The sequence below is a fragment of the Frondihabitans sp. GW821-FHT04F02 genome, assembly GCF_059420045.1.
Genome location: NZ_JBWKSZ010000002.1, coordinates 88,887 through 108,349, shown reverse-complemented (window position 1 = coordinate 108,349; position 19,463 = coordinate 88,887). Strand labels below are relative to the sequence as shown.

19 protein-coding genes are annotated in these 19,463 nt (G+C 72.0%); 2 read left to right on the top strand and 17 right to left on the bottom strand.

What is annotated here, in order from left to right; genetic code table 11:
* Positions 1-37 precede the first annotated feature (37 nt).
* From AC07TY_RS05650 to AC07TY_RS05630, 5 genes are all read right to left on the bottom strand, one after another.
* Entirely contained in the window at positions 38-982 is a 945-nt protein-coding gene (locus AC07TY_RS05650; RefSeq protein ID WP_494784628.1) for an SDR family NAD(P)-dependent oxidoreductase, read from the bottom strand.
* Positions 983-1,069: 87 nt separating this feature from the next.
* Complete coding sequence (locus AC07TY_RS05645) at positions 1,070-1,369, bottom strand: ferredoxin (RefSeq protein ID WP_494784627.1); 300 nt, start codon at positions 1,367-1,369, stop codon at positions 1,070-1,072.
* Positions 1,366-2,598: an NADH-ubiquinone oxidoreductase-F iron-sulfur binding region domain-containing protein gene (locus AC07TY_RS05640; protein ID WP_494784626.1), complete on the bottom strand. Its 1,233-nt coding sequence runs from the start codon at positions 2,596-2,598 to the stop codon at positions 1,366-1,368. The genes AC07TY_RS05645 and AC07TY_RS05640 overlap by 4 nt, the downstream gene beginning before the upstream one ends.
* Positions 2,595-3,152: a ferric reductase-like transmembrane domain-containing protein gene (locus tag AC07TY_RS05635; RefSeq protein WP_494784625.1), complete on the bottom strand. Its 558-nt coding sequence runs from the start codon at positions 3,150-3,152 to the stop codon at positions 2,595-2,597. The genes AC07TY_RS05640 and AC07TY_RS05635 overlap by 4 nt, the downstream gene beginning before the upstream one ends.
* Before the next feature lies 1 nt (position 3,153).
* Positions 3,154-4,140, bottom strand: coding sequence for an FAD:protein FMN transferase (locus AC07TY_RS05630; RefSeq protein WP_494784624.1), 987 nt, complete (start codon positions 4,138-4,140; stop codon positions 3,154-3,156).
* Between the two features lie 149 nt (positions 4,141-4,289).
* On the opposite strand from AC07TY_RS05630, the gene AC07TY_RS05625 reads away from it, so the two are divergent.
* Positions 4,290-4,745: a DUF4190 domain-containing protein gene (locus AC07TY_RS05625; RefSeq protein WP_123505621.1), complete on the top strand. Its 456-nt coding sequence runs from the start codon at positions 4,290-4,292 to the stop codon at positions 4,743-4,745.
* Positions 4,746-4,844: 99 nt separating this feature from the next.
* Here AC07TY_RS05625 and AC07TY_RS05620 read toward each other — a convergent pair whose 3' ends face one another.
* The 3 genes from AC07TY_RS05620 to AC07TY_RS05610 form a co-directional block, all read right to left on the bottom strand.
* The gene (locus tag AC07TY_RS05620; RefSeq protein WP_494784623.1) at positions 4,845-5,183 is read right to left on the bottom strand and encodes a hypothetical protein; all 339 of its coding nucleotides are present in this window, start codon (positions 5,181-5,183) and stop codon (positions 4,845-4,847) included.
* Positions 5,184-5,336: 153 nt separating this feature from the next.
* Positions 5,337-6,785, bottom strand: coding sequence for a phosphatase PAP2 family protein (locus AC07TY_RS05615; protein WP_494784622.1), 1,449 nt, complete (start codon positions 6,783-6,785; stop codon positions 5,337-5,339).
* A 147-nt stretch (positions 6,786-6,932) separates the two neighbouring features.
* On the bottom strand, positions 6,933-8,234 hold the full coding sequence (locus tag AC07TY_RS05610; RefSeq protein WP_488624901.1) for a CDP-alcohol phosphatidyltransferase family protein: 1,302 nt from the start codon (positions 8,232-8,234) through the stop codon (positions 6,933-6,935).
* Between the two features lie 160 nt (positions 8,235-8,394).
* Between AC07TY_RS05610 and AC07TY_RS05605 the strand changes: the two genes are divergently transcribed.
* Positions 8,395-9,546, top strand: coding sequence for an FAD-dependent oxidoreductase (locus tag AC07TY_RS05605; protein WP_494785042.1), 1,152 nt, complete (start codon positions 8,395-8,397; stop codon positions 9,544-9,546).
* Here AC07TY_RS05605 and AC07TY_RS05600 read toward each other — a convergent pair whose 3' ends face one another.
* The 9 genes from AC07TY_RS05600 to AC07TY_RS05560 all read right to left on the bottom strand — a co-directional run bounded on the left by AC07TY_RS05600 (position 9,547) and on the right by AC07TY_RS05560 (position 19,087).
* The gene (locus AC07TY_RS05600) at positions 9,547-11,178 is read right to left on the bottom strand and encodes an ABC transporter substrate-binding protein (protein WP_494784621.1); all 1,632 of its coding nucleotides are present in this window, start codon (positions 11,176-11,178) and stop codon (positions 9,547-9,549) included.
* Positions 11,179-11,231: 53 nt separating this feature from the next.
* Positions 11,232-12,518, bottom strand: a complete 1,287-nt coding sequence (locus tag AC07TY_RS05595; protein ID WP_494784620.1) for an NAD(P)/FAD-dependent oxidoreductase — start codon at positions 12,516-12,518, stop codon at positions 11,232-11,234.
* 92 nt (positions 12,519-12,610) lie between these two features.
* Positions 12,611-13,363 carry a pyrimidine reductase family protein gene (locus AC07TY_RS05590; RefSeq protein ID WP_494784619.1) on the bottom strand — a complete coding sequence of 251 codons (753 nt, stop codon included), beginning with the start codon at positions 13,361-13,363 and terminating at the stop codon, positions 12,611-12,613.
* Positions 13,360-14,268, bottom strand: a complete 909-nt coding sequence (folP, locus tag AC07TY_RS05585; RefSeq protein WP_494784617.1) for a dihydropteroate synthase — start codon at positions 14,266-14,268, stop codon at positions 13,360-13,362. Before folP ends, AC07TY_RS05590 begins: the two co-directional genes overlap by 4 nt.
* A complete protein-coding gene (gene folE / locus AC07TY_RS05580; RefSeq protein WP_494784616.1) occupies positions 14,265-14,849 on the bottom strand; it encodes a GTP cyclohydrolase I in 585 nt (194 codons plus the stop codon). Before folE ends, folP begins: the two co-directional genes overlap by 4 nt.
* Before the next feature lie 91 nt (positions 14,850-14,940).
* Positions 14,941-16,155, bottom strand: a complete 1,215-nt coding sequence (locus AC07TY_RS05575; RefSeq protein WP_494784615.1) for a PucR family transcriptional regulator — start codon at positions 16,153-16,155, stop codon at positions 14,941-14,943.
* 85 nt (positions 16,156-16,240) lie between these two features.
* Positions 16,241-17,509: a D-arabinono-1,4-lactone oxidase gene (locus AC07TY_RS05570; protein ID WP_494784614.1), complete on the bottom strand. Its 1,269-nt coding sequence runs from the start codon at positions 17,507-17,509 to the stop codon at positions 16,241-16,243.
* Between the two features lie 62 nt (positions 17,510-17,571).
* A complete protein-coding gene (locus AC07TY_RS05565) occupies positions 17,572-18,432 on the bottom strand; it encodes an NAD(P)-dependent oxidoreductase (protein WP_123505631.1) in 861 nt (286 codons plus the stop codon).
* Between the two features lie 10 nt (positions 18,433-18,442).
* Entirely contained in the window at positions 18,443-19,087 is a 645-nt protein-coding gene (locus tag AC07TY_RS05560; protein ID WP_494784613.1) for a GNAT family N-acetyltransferase, read from the bottom strand.
* Between the last annotated feature and the right edge of the window lie 376 nt (positions 19,088-19,463).

Below are 19,463 nucleotides of genomic sequence, written 5' to 3'. Positions count from 1 at the left end.
CTGGCGCACAAGGGGTTGCGCGTACCCCTCGACCCGTCTACCGCGTGAGGTCGAGCGACACCGCCCAGAGGCGCTCGGCGGACGACGGGTCGACCGCGTACGCGGCGACGCCCGAGCGCGGGCCGTCGGGGTCGTGGGGCAGGGCCTCGTTGGCGTCTTCGAAGTAGCGGCCCGAGATGCCGTCCACCAGGGGCGATGCCGCGACGAGCACCGACGTCGACGCGCCCTGCTCCGTGGTCTTGAAGGCGGGATTCGGGGTGCCGTCTTCGGCGACCCAGCCGGCCTTCCTGGCGAAGTCGGGGTCGAGGTGCCGCTGCAGGTTCGTCATGATGCCGCCGGGGTGGACGGCGTTCGCGGTGATCCCGTCGTCGGCCCACTTCTGTGAGACGCCGACGGCGAAGAGCACGTTCGCGGTCTTCGACTGGCCGTAGCCGAGCCAGGGGTCGTACTCGCGGCGCTCGAAGGCGAGGTCGTCGAAGACCACGTCGGAGGCCAGATGCCCGGTGGAGCTGAGCGACACGATGCGGGCCCCGTCGCGGGCCGAGGCCAGCGCGTCGTGCAGGGCGACGGCGAGGGCGAAGTGGCCGAGGTGGTTGTTCGCGAACTGCAGCTCGTTTCCGTCGGGAGTGCGCTCGAGCGGCGTCGCCATGATGCCGGCGTTGTTGACGAGGATGTCGAGCGGGCCGTCCCAGGCGTCGGCGAACGCGGCGAGCGTCTCGCGCTTCTGCAGGTCGAGGTAGCGGCTCGCGACCGTCGTGGACCCCGTGGTCGACGCGATGTCGGCCGCCGCCTCGGCCCCGGCGACCTCGTTGCGGACGGCCAGCGTGACGTCGGCTCCGGCGCCGGCGAGCGCCCGCGCGGTCTCGATGCCGATGCCGGAGGCCCCGCCGGTGACGACCGCGCGCTTCCCGGTGAGGTCGATCCCCTCGAGCACTTCGGCGGCGGTGGACTTGGCCCCGAAGGGCGTCGTGAGGCGTGTCATGCCTGAAGGCTATGCCTGCCGGGTTCGAGGTGCCCTGTGGTCGCTTCGAGAGCGCGACTCCGGCCGCAGGAACTGCGCAGGCGCCGCTCACCCCAGCCGCAGCGCCGCGCGCGGGCACAGCGCGACCGCCTGGCGGGCTGCCCGGGCGAGCTCGGCGGGCACGGCGACGTCCGATCCCGACCCGGCGCGCGCGAGCGGGTAGCCCCACTCGTCGCGGTCGAGCAGCTCCGGCAGGAGCTCGGTGCAGAGCCCGCGGCCGTCGCAGCGCGTCCAGTCGATGTGGAGCGTGCCGTCGCCCGCCGCGCGGGGCGCGGCGTCGACATCGGCCGGACGCGCGCCGCGCGCACCGACGGCCCGCCGCCCGAACGGCACGTCGACGCGGGTCACGACGTCACCACGCAGCGTCCGGCGAGGTGCTCGCGCACGTCGTCGGCGAAGACGGTGAGCGCGCTCAGGACCATGCGCGACGTTCCGTCGGGGTGGTGGCACGAGCCGCGCCCGGCGACCAACCGCGCCAGCCGGTCGACCTCGCCGGGGAGCCACTCGGCCCGGTCGCGGGCAGCGAGGCGCCGCAGCACGTCGGCGAGCCGCGGCAGGCCGTTGGCGCACGGGCCGCACTGGCGGGCGGACTGGCCGGCCAGGTACGCCGCGATCTCTGCGGCGGCGTCGAGGCCGCATCGGTGCGTGCCGAGGGCCATGAGGATTCCGGCGCCGGGGGTTGCGCCGAAGGGCGCGAGTTCCTGCGTCGACAACCGGGTGGAGAGCGCCGACGCCGGAACCCAGGCGCCGTGGTAGCCGCCGACCAGCACGGCTCGGAGGCCGTCGACGGAGGCTCCCGCGGCGCCCAGCGCGTCGGCGAGCGGCACGCCGCCGGGCACCTCGAAGACGGCCGGCACCGGGAGGTCGCCGCTGAGCGAGACGAGGCGCGTGCCGGGGTCGTCGGGGGTTCCCGCCTGGCGGAACCAGGTGGCCCCGAACCGGGCGAGCAGCGCCACGTGGGCGAGGGTCTCGACGTTCTGCACGAGGGTCGGGGCTCCGCGCAGGCCCGCCTCGGTCATCCGGGTGGGGTGGTCGCGCGGGATCGCGGGCCCGCCGCCGACCGCGCTGACCACGGCCGACGCCTCGCCTGATAGGAACGTGTCACGGGCGGCGACCAGACGCACACGGCCCGCATCGGGACGCTCGGCGATGGCCCGCGCCACCGGCTCGAGCGACGAGGCCGGTGCGTAGAGCACGACGTCGCCGGCGCGGATCGTGGCCGCTGCCAGGAGGAGCCCGTCGAGCACGAGGTGCGGGGCGCTGCGCAGGAGAGCGGCGTCCTTCCTGCTGAGCGGCTCGCCCTCGGCGCCGTTGGCGATGACGACCGCGGGTCCGCGCTTGGACGGCACCGACTCGGCCGCGGCGATGAGCTTGCGCCAGGTCGGGAACCCGGCGCCGCCCCGCCCCGTCAGGCCTGAGTCGTCGAGCTCGGCGATCAGATGGCCCTCGTCGAAGGCGGCGGGCATCGGGCCGAATGCGGCGAGGTGCGACGCGAGGTCGGGTGCCGATGCCGCGAACAGGCGGCGCACCCCGGTGGGGCCGGCGACGCTGGTACGGATGGGCTGGGTCATGGTCATGAGATCTCTCCGAGTCGAACTCCGCGGAACTCGACGTAGCGCGACGACAGCCGCCAGCCGAGGGCGACCAGCACGGCGAGCACCGAGGCCCCGGCGAGCGCGAGGAACCAGCCGTCGGTGCCGTTCGTGCCGTTGCCGATGGCGTGCGCCAGCGCGATCGGCCAGAGCGCGTAGGCCGACCAGTGCAGGGCCTTGAAGACGCGGGGCCCGAGCCGGTTGCGGAGGAGGCTCGTCACGACGATCACGCCGACGAGGTCGAACGCGACCGTGCCGAGGCCCTGCCAGAACGGCCGGTACTCGCCGAAGAACGGCACCACCAGGTCGAGCAGGTTCAGCTGCGCGTACGGGTCGAAGAACAGCGTGCCCATGTGCACGAGCAAGAAGAGGGTGGCCGCGAGCGACACGTTGCGGTGCACGAGCGTCACCGAGAAGCGCGGGAGTCCCGGCAGCGGCCGGCCCGACCGGGTGATGATGCCGAGCACGATCGACCCCGTGAACAGCACGAGCGCGGCGATGCCGGTGCCTCGGCCGATGGCCCAGAGGGCGTCGTCCACGTCAGCTCGCCCAGCGGTCGGCGTGGCGGTGCGGAGCGGTCTCGTCGTCGGGCCAGCCGTTCAGGTGCACGACGTCGCCGTGCGTGTCGACGAGTCGGGCCGGCATGCCGCGGCGGGTCAGCCAGTCGATCGCGCGGCGCCCCTTGACGATCGCGGCCGTCGAGAGGGTGTTCGCGTGGAAGCAGTCGGGCGCCGCGACCGTGACGCTCCGCCAGACCGGTGGCACCGGCAGGCCGAGCCGCGGGTCGAGGATGTGGTGCACCTGGCGGCCGTCATGCACCCACCGGCGCTTCTGCGTGCTGGAGGTGGCGACCGCGAAGCCGTCGGAGACGGTGATGCGCGACACCGGGTCGTCCGCGAGATCCTGCACCGTCACCTGCCAGCCGTCGCCCAGCGCCCGCCCGGCCGTGGCGATGTCGCCGCCGAGGCTGACGAGCACGCCGCAGTGCAGCTCGGAGGCGATCGCCGTCGCGCAGAGGTCGGCGGCGACGGCCTTCGCCGTGGCGCCGAGGTCGAGCCGGAGGGGCGCAGGAACTGTCAGCACCCGCCCGTCCAGCCGCACGCGCGACCAGCCGGGCTCGCGCGGCACCGCCACCGAGATCGAGAACGACGCCTCGTCGCCGTGCTGGGCGCGGGGCAGCATCCTGACGTCGCGGTCGTAGCCGAGGCCGTCGAGCACCCCGCCGAGCGTGGGGTCGACGTCGCCGTCGGTGACGCGGGCGGCGAGCAGCGCCTGGTGCACGAGCGCCGCCAGCATGTCGCTGACCTCGACGCCCTCCCCGGCGCGGTCCTGGATCCGCCGGACCTCCGAGTCGGCGCGGAACCGGCTCGCCGCCATCTCGACGTCGGCCAGGATCCGGTCGGCGATCTGCCGGGCGCGGGTCAGCGCCACGGCGTCCGTGACGACGATGCGCGCCGTCGTGCTCCACAGCGGCCACTCGGTCGCGGCCGTGAGGGTCGTGGCCGCCTGCGGGGAGTGCTGGGTCATGGCTGGTCCTTCCGTCGGGACCTCCACTGTCGCGGCCGCACCTTTCGGCCTGCCCTGTCGTCGCCCTGCGGTTCTTATGAGGACCCGGAATGCGCCCTGGGCGCCAGTGGCCTACTGTTGCACGCACCATCACGAACAAGGGGGATCACATGAGCGACGCACGGACACCGGACGACGACGGCAAGCCGGCCTACCAGAGCGGGCCTCCGGCAGGCGGAGGACAGCCGCCGGCATACGGACAGGGCTCCGGCCAGCCGCAGGGCTACGGGTCTCCGCAGCCGTACGACGGGCAGCAGGGCTACAACCCGGGTGCCGTGCGCCAGGGCACCTCGCCGATGGCCATCGTCGGGTTCATCCTCGCCTTCCTCGGCGTGCTCAGCGTCGTCGGGCTCATCCTGTCCATCATCGCGTTCCGCACCGCGCCCCGCGACGGCCGGCCGCGTGGCCTCGCCACGGCCGGCATCATCATCGCGAGCGTCGTGCTCGCGCTCACGATCATCGGCGGGATCATCGGCGGCATCGCCATCGCGGGCGTCGCCGCCAAGTGCGCCGACCTCGGTCCGGGCACGCACCAGGTCAACGGCGTGACCTACACCTGCTCGTAGCCAGCCTTCTGCGGGTGGCGAGACTCCAGATTTGGCCCTTGATCGGCCCCGCCGAGGGGCCAACGCTGGAGTCTCGCCGTGCCCGCAGACGGCCTTGGGCTAGGAGCCGGACGACGTCGCGTCGGAGGAGCCCGACGACGTGCCGCTGCTGATGCCGGACGACGAGCTCTCGGACGACGAGGTGTCCGACGGCTCAGCGGAGGCCGACGCCGACGCCGACGCCGACGCCGACGACGACGAGCTCGACGGCTCTTCGGTGGCCGAGTCGGTCGCAGTCGACGAGGTCGACGAGCCCGGCGTGGTGGCGGCATCGGCCGACGCGTCGGCGCTCTGGTTGAAGACGGCGATACCGCTGACGGCAGCGATGACGACGCCGACGGCCCCGACGGCGGCGGTCACGGCGCGGGCGTTGCGGATCCCTCTGGCGCGGATGTTCATGCGGCCCTCTCGGTTCGTGGCTTCCTGACGTGTCAACCATCGGGGCCGCGGCTTTCGACGGGCTGGACGCCGGCGATGCGATTGCCCTGCGCCCGCACAGACGACCGGGCCCCCGCAAGAGCGGAGACCCGGCCGACCGTACTGACCTGTGCCCTACTCGACGGCCTTGACGACCTTCGCCACGCCACCGGTCGAGAGCACCTTCACGGTGCCGTTCTTGGTGACCTGGACGATGGCGCTGGTCGCCTTCGCGAGGTTGAGCCGCTCCCACGAGCCGGTCGCCTTGCGGGTCTGATCGAGCGGGAAGCCCGAGGCGATCTCGGTCTGCGCGAGCACCGAGGTGCGCTGGGCGTCCGTGAGCGTCGGGTAGGCCGTGAGGAGCAGGCTGCTCGCGCCCGCCGGCACGGACGCCGCTGCACCGGTAGCGCCCGTCTTCGGGAAGGCGTACGTCAGGCGGTCGGTGTAGACGTTGACGGCCGAGCGGCGGTCGGTGACGATCTGCGCGGTTCCGCCGGGCATCTTCTTGCCGCCGTAGGGATTGTCGGCGTACGACTTCTGGGTCTTCAGCGTCTTGGCGAGAGTGGTGTGCGTCTGCGACTTGATGTACGCGACGAGCTCCGCGCGGGCGGGAGCGATGACGCCCTTCACGTAGGCGGCGTCCGACATGCGGGTCGCGAGAGCGGCCTCGCCCGAGATGCGGCCTCCGACGATGTCGAGCGGGTAGTGCACGCCGAGCACGATGCGGTTGTTGCCGGCCTCGGAGGTGCGGGCGAGGATCTCGGGGGCGAGCTCGGGCAGGAGCTCGGCCAGCGAGAGTCCGGCCTGGTAGGCCGTCGTGGTGTGACCCGACGGGTACGAGCCGCCGGTGCAGATGCCCACGGTGCCGTAGCCGGCCGACAGGGCGACGTCGCTGTTCGAGAACTCGTGCGTCGCGTCGACCGTGTCGGCGACGCGCTTGATCTTCAGGTTTCCGGCCGCGTCGGCGTAGCTCTTTCCGGTGCGGTTGCTCTGCACTGACGACGCGTTCACCGTCGCGGGGGCGCAGCCGGCGGCGTCGCCCGACACGGCGGGCGAGCTCGCGTCGCTGGGGAGGAAGGGCCGCGGGTAGCTGAAGGCGGCCTTCGGCACGCTGGTGCCGACGTAGGCGCCCGAGGTGCCCGTCGACGAGTTGACCAGCGCGGTGGTCAGCGGCAGGTCGCCGCTGACGGTGCCCTTGACGTAGAGCTTGGAGATGACCGAGCCGAGGCCGTCGGCGATCGAGACCGACTGGTCGTAGGCGGTGCCGTCGCTGGTCTGGTACTCCGAATTCTGCAGGGCGCGGAACTGCTGCTTCGCCGTGGCGTTGTTGTTGATCCAGACGGCGAGCCTGTCGTTGAGGGCGAGTGTCGCGTTGTCCTCGACCGAGCCATGGAGGTCGTTCTTGCCGTCGGAGGTCCAGAACTGGTTGTAGCCGGTCAGCAGCGGGGTGAGCGCCGGTGCCGTGGTGTCGCTGGGGTACGTGGTCGCGGCGGTGGCGGCGATCGGGGTCGCGACGAGGGCGACGGCGGCCAGTGCTGCGACGGCGGCCGTGCCGACGGCTCGGCGGGTGGGGCGAGTGCGCATGTTCTTCTCTCTGATCTCGGCGGAGGGTGCCGAGAGAAACCTACGAAGCCCGGATAACGAACAGGGGTCACGAAGGTGAACAACCTGCGCAGCCTGCAAAAAGACAGAGGGCGCAGGAACTGCCGCCGCCCCTCCCGAACCGACAGGCTACGCCGCGTCGACCCGCCCCGCCGCCCGCGACCGCTGCCAGAGGCCGAGCATGCCCCGCGCGTTGTGAGTCATCGCCATGTAGTGGCCGATGATGCCGAGCAGGAAGAGCACGAATCCGACGCCCACGAACACGCGGTACACCGACGGCACCGCCATTCCGACCAGCATCAGGAACAGCCCGACGAACAGCAGGGTGGTGCGGACCTTGCCGATGAACGAGACCTTCACGTCGGGGGCGCCGTTGAAGGCGGCCACCGCCCAGATCCCCATCAGGACGTCGGGGATCAGAAGGATCACGACCGTCTGCCACGGGACGATCTGCGCGGCGACGAACGAGACGCCGACGATCAGAACGGTGAGGCGGTCGGCGACGGGGTCGAGCCACGCGCCGAGGACGCTGGTCATGTGGAAGCGTCGGGCGACGAACCCGTCGACGAAGTCGCTGAGGAAGACCACGAGGAGCACGACGATGGACGCCCAGTAGTGCTCGAGCACGAGCAGGATTCCGAACACCGGCAGCAGGAGGATCCGCACCGCCGACACGGCGTTCGGGATCGTCCGCCATTCGTCCTGCTGGAACAGCCGGTACCGCAGCGAGCCGATGACGCCCTTGGCCGGCGGCATGGTGCCGGCTTCGGCGCCGTTGCCGATCACCGCGCGCTGATCGTCGGCGGGCGCGCGCTTCTGCACGATGCGCACGATGATGACGATCACCGCGACGACGAGGACCGCCCCCAGCACCAGCCAGCCGGCCGAGCCCAGGTACTTCTGGATCACGTCGAGCGACGACCGCACGAGGTAGCCGATGCCGACGTAGAGGGTCGACCAGGTCAGGGCGCCGAGGAGCGAGGCCGGGAGGAAGGCGAGGTAGGGCACCTGGGCGACGCCGGCCGCGGCAGGAGTGAGAGTCCGGACGACCGGAACGAGCCGCGTCAGGAAGACCGCGAGGGCGCCGCGCTTCTCGAGCACCCCGACGGCGCGGTCCCAGTTCTTCGTGCCGAGCTTCTGGATCAGCTTCGTCTCGCGCATGCGGGGGCCGATCCGGCGGCCGATCGTGTAGCCGACATGGTCGCCCAGCGATCCGCCGACGGCCACGACGACGAGCATCACGAGGACGGCGGGGACCGACTCGAACGTCGCCGCCAGAATTGTCACGACGGTCTCGCCCGGAACGAAGAAGCCGAGGCCGAGCCCCGACTCGAGGAAGGCGAACGCGAATCCGAGGCCCCAGACGAGCGTCGTCGGCAGCTGGCTGGCCGAGTCGGTCAGCCACTGGATGAAGTCGCCGAAATCCTGCATGCGACCTATGGTACCGATCGTCGCGGGCGCATCCGGTCCACCGCGACGGAGGCCGCCGGCGGCACCTGGTCGAGGTGACGACTCCGGATTCCGACGATTGTCGGCCACCCGGCTGTCGCACTCGCCGTACCTTTGAACGACGGCCACGAGAGGACCCAACATCGAACACGTCGACACGCTGATCGTCGGGGGCGGCGCGATGGGCTCCGCCACAGCCTGGGCCCTCGCCCGACGCGGCCGCGAGGTGCTCCTCGCGGAGCGCTTCGAGCCCGGCCACGCGATGGGCGCCTCGCACGGCGAGTTCCGCAACTTCAACGTCGCCTACTCCGAGCCCGACTACGTGGCCATGCTCGTCGAGGCACGACGCCTGTGGGAGGAGCTCGAGGCCGCCTCGGGCGCCGAGCTGCTCGACCTCGTCGGCCTGGTGAACCACGGCGAGGGCCCGCGCAACGGCGACGGCCAATCACGGGCCTCGTTCGACGCGGTGCGCGCGGCGCTGGCCGGGACGGGCGTGCGCTCCGAGTTCCTGCGCCCGGAAGAGGCGCACGAGCGGTGGCCCGGAATGCGGTTCGATACGCGCGTGCTGTTCTCGCCCGACTCCGGCCGCGTGCGCGCCGATGCCTCGGTCGCGGCGCTGCAGCGGGTGGCGACGTCGCTCGGCGCCGAGGTCAGGCACGCGACGCGCGCCGTCGACATCCGAGTGGCCGACGACCACGCCGACGTCGACCTCGAGACCGACGGGCGGGTCGTCACCGTGCGAGCCCGGTCGCTCGTCGTCACGGCCGGCGCCTGGACCGAGAAGCTGCTCGGCGACCGGATCCGGCTGCCGCGACTCGTCGTCACGCAGGAGCAGCCCGCCCACTTCGCCCTCAGACCCGCGCTCGGGGGCGACGCCTGGCCCTCGTTCAACCACCTGCACGACCGCTCGAGCGAGTCGGGCGACTACTGGTACTCCGACGTCTACGGCATGCTCACGCCCGGCGAGGGCGTCAAGGTCGGCTGGCACGGCACCGGACTGGTGACAGACCCCGATGCCCGCACCTTCGAGTCGGAGCCCGTGCAGCTCGACGCCCTCCGGCGGTACGCGGCGGACTGGCTTCCGGGCGTCGACCCCGACGACTTCGCCGAGATCAGCTGCACCTACACGTCGACTGACACGACCGACTTCGTGCTCGACCGCGTCGGCCCGGTCACGGTCGGCGCCGGCTTCTCAGGGCACGGCTTCAAGTTCACGCCGACCGTGGGCCGGATTCTCGCCGACCTCGCGACGGCGGGCGATCGCCCGCCGTCGCGCTTCGCGCTGGCGCGCTAGCTACTTCCGGCCGAGCACTCCGAAGCGGAACCGGTTCGACGCGTCGAGCGTCGAGTCGATGCCGGTGATGTCGGTCCCCGAGACCGCGACGAGCTTGCCCTGCAGCAGCGGCAGCGTCGACAGCACCTCGGCGGCGCGGGTCTGGGCCTCCTCGATCAGGGTGGTCCGCTCGGCGGCGTCGGCCTCGACCTTCTCGCCGGCGATCAGCTCGTTGAGCTTCGCGTCGCGCGCCCCGTTGTTGATGAAGGCGGGCGACGAGGCCGGGTCGTAGATCACGTTGAAGTAGTTGTCGGAGTCGGGGTAGTCGGCCGACCAGCCGAGCTGGAACTGGGGGTACTCGGCCGCCGCGATGTCTTTCAGGTACTGCTCCCACAGGGTCGACTGCGTGGTGGCGGTGAACAGGCCGGAGGCGTTGAGCTGATCGGCCAGCTCGGAGTACTCGTCCGACGACGAAGCACCGTAGTGGTCGGTGTTGAACTGCAGCTTGACCGGGACCTTCGCCGTGATGCCGGCGGCCTTCAGCACGGCCTCGGCCTTCGCGACGTCCGGGCCGCCCTCACCGTCGCCGTAGGCGGTCTTGTAGGCGTCGGTCGCTCCGGCGAGGCCCGCCGGGATCACCGAGTAGAGCGGCGAGAAGGTGCCTTTGTAGACGTCCTTCGCGATCGCGGCCCGGTCGACGACGTCGGCGATGGCCTGGCGGACGGCGAGGGCCTTGGCCTTGTCGGGGTCGGATGACTTCGTGCCGAATGCCATCGTGTCGAAGTTGAAGACGACGAAGCGCATGTCCGAGCCGGGCCCCGTGTGGATCGCGACCTTGGAGTTCTTCTGGAGCGACACGATGTCGGTCGGCGAGAGGGCGCGCGAGGCGATGTCGACCTTGCCGTCGGCGACGTCGAGCCTGAGGTCGGTGGCGCTCGTGTAGTACGTGACGAGGATGTTCTTCGTCTTCGGCGAGCCGAGGACGCCGTCGTAGTTCGTGTTGGCGACGTAGTCGGCGATCTGCGACGGGGTGTACTGCTTGAGGCGGTACTGCGCCGAGAAGGGGTTCCCGGCGACGATCGTCGCGTCGGCGGTCAGCTTCGTCGCCGAGAAGACGTCCTCGTCGACGATGAAGCCGGCGGGCGAGGCGAGCACCTGCGGGAAGAGCTGGTCGTCGCCCTGCTTGAGCGTGAAGACGACCGTCGTGTCGTCGGGAGCGGCGACGCTCTCGACGTTCGACAGCAGGGACGACGGGCCGTTCGCGTCTGCGATCGAGATCATGCGGTCGAACGAGAACTTGACGTCGGACGACGTCAGCGCGTGCCCGTTCGAGAACTTCTCGCCCGAGCGGAGCTTCACCGTGTAGGTCGTCGGGGTCGTGAACTCGGCCGACTCGGCCAGGTCGGGAACCGGCGTCGTCGTGCCCGGCTTGAAGTTGAGGAGCTCGCCGTAGACGTTGGTCTGGATGGCGAACGACCCGGTATCCCACGAGCCGGCGGGGTCGAGGGCGGTCACCTTGTCGGTGGTCCCGAGGGTGATGGTGTCAGACGAGCTGTCGTCGACGGAGTCGGAGGAGACGCTGACGCAGCCGGAGAGGACGGCGAGAAGCGCTGCTCCGACGAGGGGGACGGCGAGCCGGGACTTCAGTCGCATGAAAGGGCCTATCGATCGGTGGTGGGGAGGTGTGCCTGCTGTGGCGAGGTGGATCAATCGGTGAACGCGTGCGCGACGCGGTCGCCCTCGGACGCGATGAAGGCCTCGATGGACTCCTCGGTCGGGAAGTCGGCCTGCGGGAGGCGGTCCAGACGGAAGGCCGCGACATCGGCGATCGGGTCGTCGGCGCCGGTGACGATGTCGGCGAGGAGCCGGCCCATCCCGGGTCCGTTCATGACGCCGCTCTCGTTGTCTCCGCCGAGCGCCCACAGGCCGTCGACACCCGGGACCTCGCCGACGTAGCCGCGGCCGTCGGCGGTCCAGACGGGCTGACCCTGGATGACGGTGACGACCTCGACATCGGCGAGCGCCGGGAACACGTGCTCCATCACGGGCTGGTGCACCCGGAGGGCGTCGACGAGCACGTCGGCACGGGGGCGTCCGACGGCGACTCCGGTGTCGACCCCCGAGGCGCGGACCAGTCGCGAGCTCCGATAGCCGGGGCCGGCACCCCACGAGAACGACCCGTGCAGGTTGCGGAGCCACATCGGCCCGAGGTCCCGGCTCTGGATCGTCGGCATATCGGCGGCGAGCCCGGCATCCGCCGTGACGAACCGCGTGGCCACCATCGGCAGCAGCGGGAGCCGGGTGCCGAGGGGTTCGAGCAGAGCGTTCAGCCACGCTCCACCTGCGAGGACGACAGCCTCGACGGGGAGGTCGCCGACGGACGTGCTCAGGAGGGAGACACGCCCGTCGGCCGTCTGGAGGGCGGTGACGCGGGCACCGTAGACGATCTGCACGCCTTCCGCCTCGAGCAGCGCGGTCAGGACCTCGACGACGCGAGAAGTGGTCACCTGGCCGGCTCTGGGCATGAAGACGCCGCCCGTGATCGCGGCGCCGTCCACCGCGCCTCCGGTGAGGCTCACGACGTCGGCGGCGCTCAGCACCCGGGTGCCGGGATCGGCCAGGGGATGACCGGCGATTCCGGCCGCCGACTCCGCGAGGAAGGACTCGGTGGTCGCCATGACGATGTTGCCGTGCTCGCCGAACTCGATGTCGTGGCCGTCGGAGTGGAGCCGACGGTAGAAGTCGAGCGAGTAGTGCGAGATCGGCACCGCGAACGTGCCGCCCCGGCGGCTCTCGTCGGCGGCGGCAGGAAGCACGAACCCGGCGCCCGCCGGCGTCGTGCCGTGGAGGGCGGGCCCGGCATCGACGACGGTGATCTCGCGATAGCCCGCGAGATGGAGGTGCCAGGCGGCCGAGAGGCCGAGGATGCCCGCGCCCACGACGTGCACAGAGCCACGAGCCGCGGCGGCAGGGTTCGGTTGATCGATGGGCATGCTCGATGCTATTCGGCGGCCGGAGCCCAGTCGGTCGGCACCTGTCGCGGATGTGCGGTCGCCACCTCGACACGTGTCGCGACCGGTCGCGGTCAGCGCCTCCGCGAGTACTGCGTCAGCAGCATGCCGTCGGCGTTCAGCACGTGGTCGAGCGTCATCGCCCGCAGGTCGATCGGCGCGGCGCCGGCGGCGCGGTGCGTGATCCGGGGGCCGGAGCCGCCCTCGAGCGCCGGGCTGATCGTGAGGCAGAGCGCGTCGAGCACGTCGGACTCGATCAGGGCGCCGAGCAGCGACGGCCCGCCCTCGCAGTGGATCTGCGTCAGGCCGCGCGCGACGAGCACCTCGACGAGACGCCGCGGCTCGACCGTGTCGTCGCCGCAGTCGACCACGTCGGCCACCTCGGCGAGCGCCGCACGCCGATCCGCGTCGGCCGAGGCGGCGGTCAGCACGAGCGGTCGCACCGGCGCCTTCGCGAACACGTCGGAGTACGGGTCGAGGTCGAGGCGCCCCGTCACGATGGCGAAGGCGGGCTGGGGCGCGAGTTCCTGCGCCCGCCTCCACTGCTCGGCCGACGCCGGCAGGCGCATCGCCCCGTACCCCTCCGAGCGGATCGTGCCCGCAGCCACCACGACGACGTCGCAGAGCTGCCGCAGCAGGTCGAACACGCGCTTGTCGGCCGGGCCGCCGAGCGCGCCGGAGAGCCCGGACGCGGTCGCCGACCCGTCGACGCTCGCCACGAAGTTCGCCCGCAGCTGCGGCACAGAGCGGTCGGCCGGCGCGTACAGCGCCAGCAGGTCGTCGTCGCTCAGGTCGTTCCCCGGTGTCGGGAACAGCGCGTCGATCACAGGTTGTGCACCGGGTTCGCCGGCTCGCGCCAGCCCAGCACGGCCTCGACCATGCGCATGGCGTCGACGGACTCGGGCACGGCGTGCATCCGCACGATCCGGGCTCCGAGCATCGCGCAGACGGTCGCCGCGGCGATCGAGCCGGCCAGCCGCTCGGGCTTCTCACGCTCGAGCGACTCGCCGATGAAGTCCTTGTTCGACACGGCGGCCAGCACCGGCAGGCCCAGCGTCGTGAACTCCGCCAGCCGGCGCGTCAGCTCGAGGGTCTGCACCGTGCTCTTGTTGAGGTCGTGCCCGGGGTCGACGATCAGGCGCTCCTCGGGGATCCCCCGCTCGAGAGCGAAGTCGACACGCCCGCGCAGGAACTCCGCCACCTCTCCGCCGATGTCGTCGTAGTGCGGGCGGGGCACCGGCTGCCGCGGCGCCGCCAGCGAGTGCGTGACGACGAGGGTGGCGTCGCTGGTCGCGACCACGTCGGCGAGGCGCGGGTCGGCGAGGCCGGTGGTGTCGTTGATGACGCTGGCGCCCGCCGCGATCGCCGCCTCGGCGACCTCCGGTCGGAACGTGTCGACCGAGATCACGACATCCGACTGCTGTGCGAGCGCCTCCACCACCGGCACGACGCGCCCCGCCTCCTCGACTGCTGAGAGCTCGGGCCCCGGAGCGAACTTGACGCCGCCGATGTCGACCCAGTCGGCGCCGGCCGAGGCGGCGGCGACCGCCGCCTCGACGGCACGGTCGAGCGCGAATGTGGCGCCCTGGTCGTAGAACGAGTCGGGCGTGCGGTTGACGATGGCCATGACGGCGATCTGGCGGTCGAAGTCGAAGGTACGGCGGCCGATGCGGCGGACCGGGGTCGAGATCGCCGGCAGCCGGAACCCGGGCGCGGCCTCGAGCGAGGTCACTCGACCCCCTGGCCGATGAGGGCGATGGCCTCCGCACGACCGGCGGGGTCGCCGAGCACGCCGCGGCTCGCCACCGTGACCGTCGAGCTCTGCGTCTGCCGCGAGCCGCGGGTCGTCACGCAGCCGTGGACCGCGTCGAGAACCACGAGGACGCCTGCCGCGTCGACGGACGACGTCAGCGCGTCGGCGATCTCCTCGCCCAGGCGCTCCTGCAGCGTGGGGCGGGACGCGAGCGTGTCGACCAGCCCGGGGATCTTGCCGAGCCCGACGATCTGCGTGCCGGGCACGTAGGCGACGTGCGCGACGCCCAGGAACGGCAGCAGGTGGTGCTCGCACACCGCCCGGAACCGGATGTCGCGCACGATGACGAGCTCGCCGAGCTCGCCGGCGTCGGCGGGGACGACACTGGCGCCCATCAGGGCGCTCACGTCGACCCCGAGCCCGGAGAAGAACTCCTCGTAGGCGTCGGCGACGCGGCGGGGAGTATCGGCGAGGCCGGGCCGGGCGGGATCGTCGCCGATCGCGCTCAGGATCTCGGCAACCGCCGCCTCGATTCTCGGCCGATCGAACTGTCGCGTCATCTCTACGCTGTACCCCTCCGCGTACCCCGGTGCTTCGGGGTGCTCGGGCGGAACTTTACCGCGCGGTGCCGACAGCGACCGGAGCGTCCCCTCACGACTCGAATCGGTCGAGCGTCAGCCACAGGTGCAGCGCCAGTCGGTCCCTGCCGCGGTCGAGGCTGAGACCGGTGGCCTGCTCGAAGCGCGCGACGCGGTAGTAGAGCGTCGACCGGTGCAGATTGAGCTGGTTCGCCGTGACCGATGCGCTCCCCGCGTTGTCGAGGTAGGCGAGGAGCAGGGCGCGGGTGTCGCCACTCTGCTCTGCCAGCAACGTCGCGAACGGCTCCGGAAGGACCTCGAGGTCGATCCCGCCTGGCGTGATGGCCGCGACGAGCGCGCTCGCGCCGAGGCGGGACCACAGCCGGAGCGGCTCGGCGTCCGCGCGTGCGGCCCGAACGGCCACGGCGGCCTGCCGAGCGGAGAGGTGCGCCTCGTCGAGCGCGGTCACCGCTCCGCCGACGCCGACGGTCGACCCCTCGGCCACGTCCGGGTCGGTCCGGGCCAGGGCGTCGCGGACCCGCGCGCCCACGATCTCGGCGTCGCCATCGGCGGGGACGGCCGACCAGCCGATGAGGGCGGCGGCTTCCCGCTCGCCGACGGCGACGGCGTAGGTGCCCGGCGGACGCGTCGCGAGCCCGGCTCGGAGGCCTCGCGACAGGGAGGCCGATAGCGCCTGCCTCGCCGCCGACGGATCCGGACCCGGCTCGACCGCGATCCGCACGACGCTCAGCGCCGGGAGGGTGTCGATGCGGCTCAGGTCGCCGCCGTCTCCGGCTCGGACCGCGTCGAGGGCGGCGGACCGCTCGGATGCCGACGGCGAGACGAGAGCGCGGACGAGCCTCTGCAGGTGGCGATCGACGCCGGCCCTGGTCTCGGCGTCGCGCGACAGGCGGGCCTCGAAGCGCGCCGCCCCGTCGGCGATGAGCGACAGCTGGTCGTCGGTGAGGTCGCCGTCGTCGATGACCCACAGGAATCCGAGCAGCTCGAGACCGGTGCGCAGCGGCACGCACCAGCGGGTCGCGAACGGGTCGTCCGGGGTGCCGGCCACGTGACCCGGGGTCCGCCACGACGGGACGCCGAGGCGGTGCAGGTGCGAGGCGACGCCGTCCGGCACGCGCCGGTCGACCAGCGATTTGAGCCGGAGGTCGTCCTCGTCGCCGAAGTGGGCGCTCGACCGGACGAGGCGCAGCTGAGCGTCGTCGACCGCCACGGACCGCTGGATGCTCAGCGCGAGGGAGTCGACCATCGCCTGCAGGTCGTCGTCCACGCGTCAAGGCTAACCAGCGGCCGTCGAGCCGCCGCCCGTGTGACGCCGCCTTACGCCGAAGCCGGGCTCAGCCCCCGAGCCGCGCTCAGCGCCCGAGGACCAGCTCGTCGAGGAACCCGCCCGAGAACTTGCCGTCGGGGTCGTGCTTCGCGACGAGCGCGCGGAACTCCCCGAGCCGCGGGTAGCGCTCTTCGAGCTCGGACGCCGACACCGTGTTCACCTTGCCCCAGTGCGGGCGCGGGGTGAACGGCCGCAGGACCTCCTCGATCTGCGGGATCAGCTCGGCGACTTCGTCGACGTGCTTCGCCCAGGTGAAGTGGATGCAGAGCGAGTCCTGCCCCTGCGTCTCGCTCAGCCAGAAGTCGTCGCCGGCGACGGCGCGCAGCTCGGTCACGAGCAGGTGCGGCTGGATCTTCGCGGCCAACGTGCGCACCGCCTGGATTGCGGCGGCGCCCTCGTCGAGCGACACGAAGTACTCCGTCTGGATCTCCTCGCCGTTCGAGGGGTTCCGGTCGATGCGGAAGTGCGGCAGCCGGTCGACCCAGGGGCCGACGGAGCCGTCCATCGGAGTCGTGTTGTCGTCCTCCGACACGAAGGCGACGCGGTTGTCGTTGTGCTTGCCGCCGAACAGCTCGTCGGGCATCTCGACGTCGTCGACGCCCTCGGGGATCCTGGTCTTCACCCACATCTGGGTGATGTCGTCGCCGTAGACGGTGAACAGGCTGACGCTGTACGCGCAGCTCATGATCTCGCGCAGTCCCGCACCCTCGAGCGACGACCACGGCACGCCGAGGTAGACGTCCTGGCGCACGCGGTAGCTCGGCTCGACGTCGAGCGTGACGCGGCTCACGATGCCGAGCGCGCCGAGGTGGATGACGCTGCCGGCGAAGTCGGCGTCGCCGCGGGTGACCGTGCGGACCGACCCGTCGGCCGTGACGAACTCCAGGGCGCGCACGGAGGTCGCGAGCGACCCGTTCGCCGCGCCTGACCCGTGGGTTCCCGTCGCCGTCGCCCCGCCGACGGAGATGTGCGGGAGCGAGCCCATGTTGTGCAGAGCGAGGCCCTGCCGCTCGAGCTCGGTGGCGACGACGGCGTAGCGGGTTCCTGCGCCCACTGCGACCGAGGTGCGGTCGTCGCTGACGACGATGTCGGCGGGGATGTCGATCGGCGACACCAGAACGCCGGGCCCGTCGGCGACCGCGTTGAACGAATGGCGTGTGCCCAGTGCTCGCACACGGGGCTCGGCGGCCACGATCGTGCGCAGCTCGTCGACGGATGTGGGATTCAGGATGCGCGAGGCACCGTACACGTGAGTGCCGGCCCAGTTCTGCTCGCGTTCGGCGGTGAACGTCATGCGGAGACTCTAGCGGGAGTGAGCGCTCACATCACCAATTTGTTCTAACTCGCAACAATTGGTCAGCCCCGAGGGGTGAACGCCGCGTAGACGCTCGCGATGTCGTCGCCGCCGTGGCCGTCGCCCGACGCCGCCGCGTACGTCGCGGCGAGGGCATCGAGCACGCGCGGCTCGACTCCGGAGCCCCGTGCCGCCTCGCCGATCAGGCTGAGGTCTTTGCGCAGGCCGTCGAGTGCGAACGACGGCGGGAACTCCCCCGACAGCATCGACTCGCCCTTGACGTGGGCGTACGGCGTGTCGGTCGCACCGCCCTCGATCGCGCGCAGGAACTGCCCGCCGTCGAGACCCAGGGCCTCCGCCAGGGCGATCGACTGCGCGATCCCCGCCGTGACCGTCGCGACCCAGGCGTTGGCGGCGAGCTTCAGCGCCGTGCCGTTGCCGACCCGGTCGCCGGCCACGACCGTCTTCGCACCCATGGCGTCGAGCACCGGCTGCACCCTCTCGAGCAGCGCCACGTCGCCCGCCGCCAGCATCACGAGCTTGCCCGTCTCGGCCGGCTGCTTCGTGCCGAGCATCATGGCCTCGACGAGCGACACGCCCGCGTCGTCGGCCGCGGCGACCACTCGGTTCGTGCCGTCGAGGCCGATCGTCGACGCCTGCACCCAGACGGCGTCGTCCGGGACCGCGCCGGACGCCTGAGCGAGCACGCTCAGCACGCTGTCCGCATCGAACAGGATCGACAGGATCACGTCGGCGCTCGCCACGGCCTCCTCCGGGGACGCCGCCACGGTCGCGCCCTCATCGGCCAGCGGCGCCGCCTTCTCGGCCGACCGGTTCCAGACGGTGACGTCGAACCCCTCTCTCAGGAGCGTGCGAGCGACGCCGAGACCCATGATGCCGAGACCGAGAACAGTAACCTTCATGCACTCGACGCTACGCGCCAGGGCTGGCCAGAACCTTGCGGAACCTCAGGTAGCTGATCTGCTCGTAGTCGCCGTCGAGGTCGAACAGCGGCTCGTAGCCGAGGCGCAGGTAGAGGCCGAGCGCCTCCGGCTGACGCGCACCCGTCGTGAGCTGCGCGGTCGTGTAGCCGCGGGCCAGCGCCTCGGCCTCCAGCACGGCCATCACCCGGCGGGCGAGGCCGCGGCGGCGGTGGTCGGGGTGGGTCCAGACGCGCTTCATCTCGACGGTGTCGCCGTCGACGCGGATGAAGGCGCCGCCGGCGACGGCGGTGGCGGGGGTGGTCGTGGGGGCGGCGGGGGTGGTCGTGGCGGCGGCGTCCGCGGCGGTGTCGGGCGCGGCGGTGTCGGGCGCGGCGTCGCCAAGGGCAGGGTCGGCCGGCGCGACCTCGGTCAGGATCAGGAACGCGCCGCCGTGCTCGGGCGTGAACAGCTCGACGGGGTAGCGCGTCAGCTCCGCCGACGACGGGATGCCGTCGTTGGGCTCGTAGCGCGCGTCGTAGTCGCGGGCGAGGTCGTCGACGAGGGGGCGGGCGAGGGGCGCGTCCGCGGTCGTCCACACCACGGCGAAGGCGTCGGGGCGCGGGGCGTCAGGCGTCGGGGCGGCGGGCGCGGGCATGCCGCGACGGTAGCCGCGGGGCCCGTGCGCGGTCAATTCGTGTTGCGCTCCGTGCCGCCCGCCGTCCGCGCCGCCGCCCGCGCCGCCCGCCGCCACTAACAAAGGACGCCCTGCGCGCTCACAAGGACTCCGCCGTCCAGCTGCACGCCCCACAAGGCAAACCGCCGCAATCCGCCCGCCCCACAAGGACGTCTACCCAACACTTCCTTGCGAGCACGCGCAGGAACTCGCACCCCAGCGCCCGCCCGCCGTCCGCGCCGCCGCCCGCGCCGCCCGCCGCCACTAACAAAGGACGCCTTGCGCGCTCACAAGGACTCCGCCGTCCAGCTGCACGCCCCACAAGGCAAACCGCCGCAATCCGCCCGCCCCACAAGGA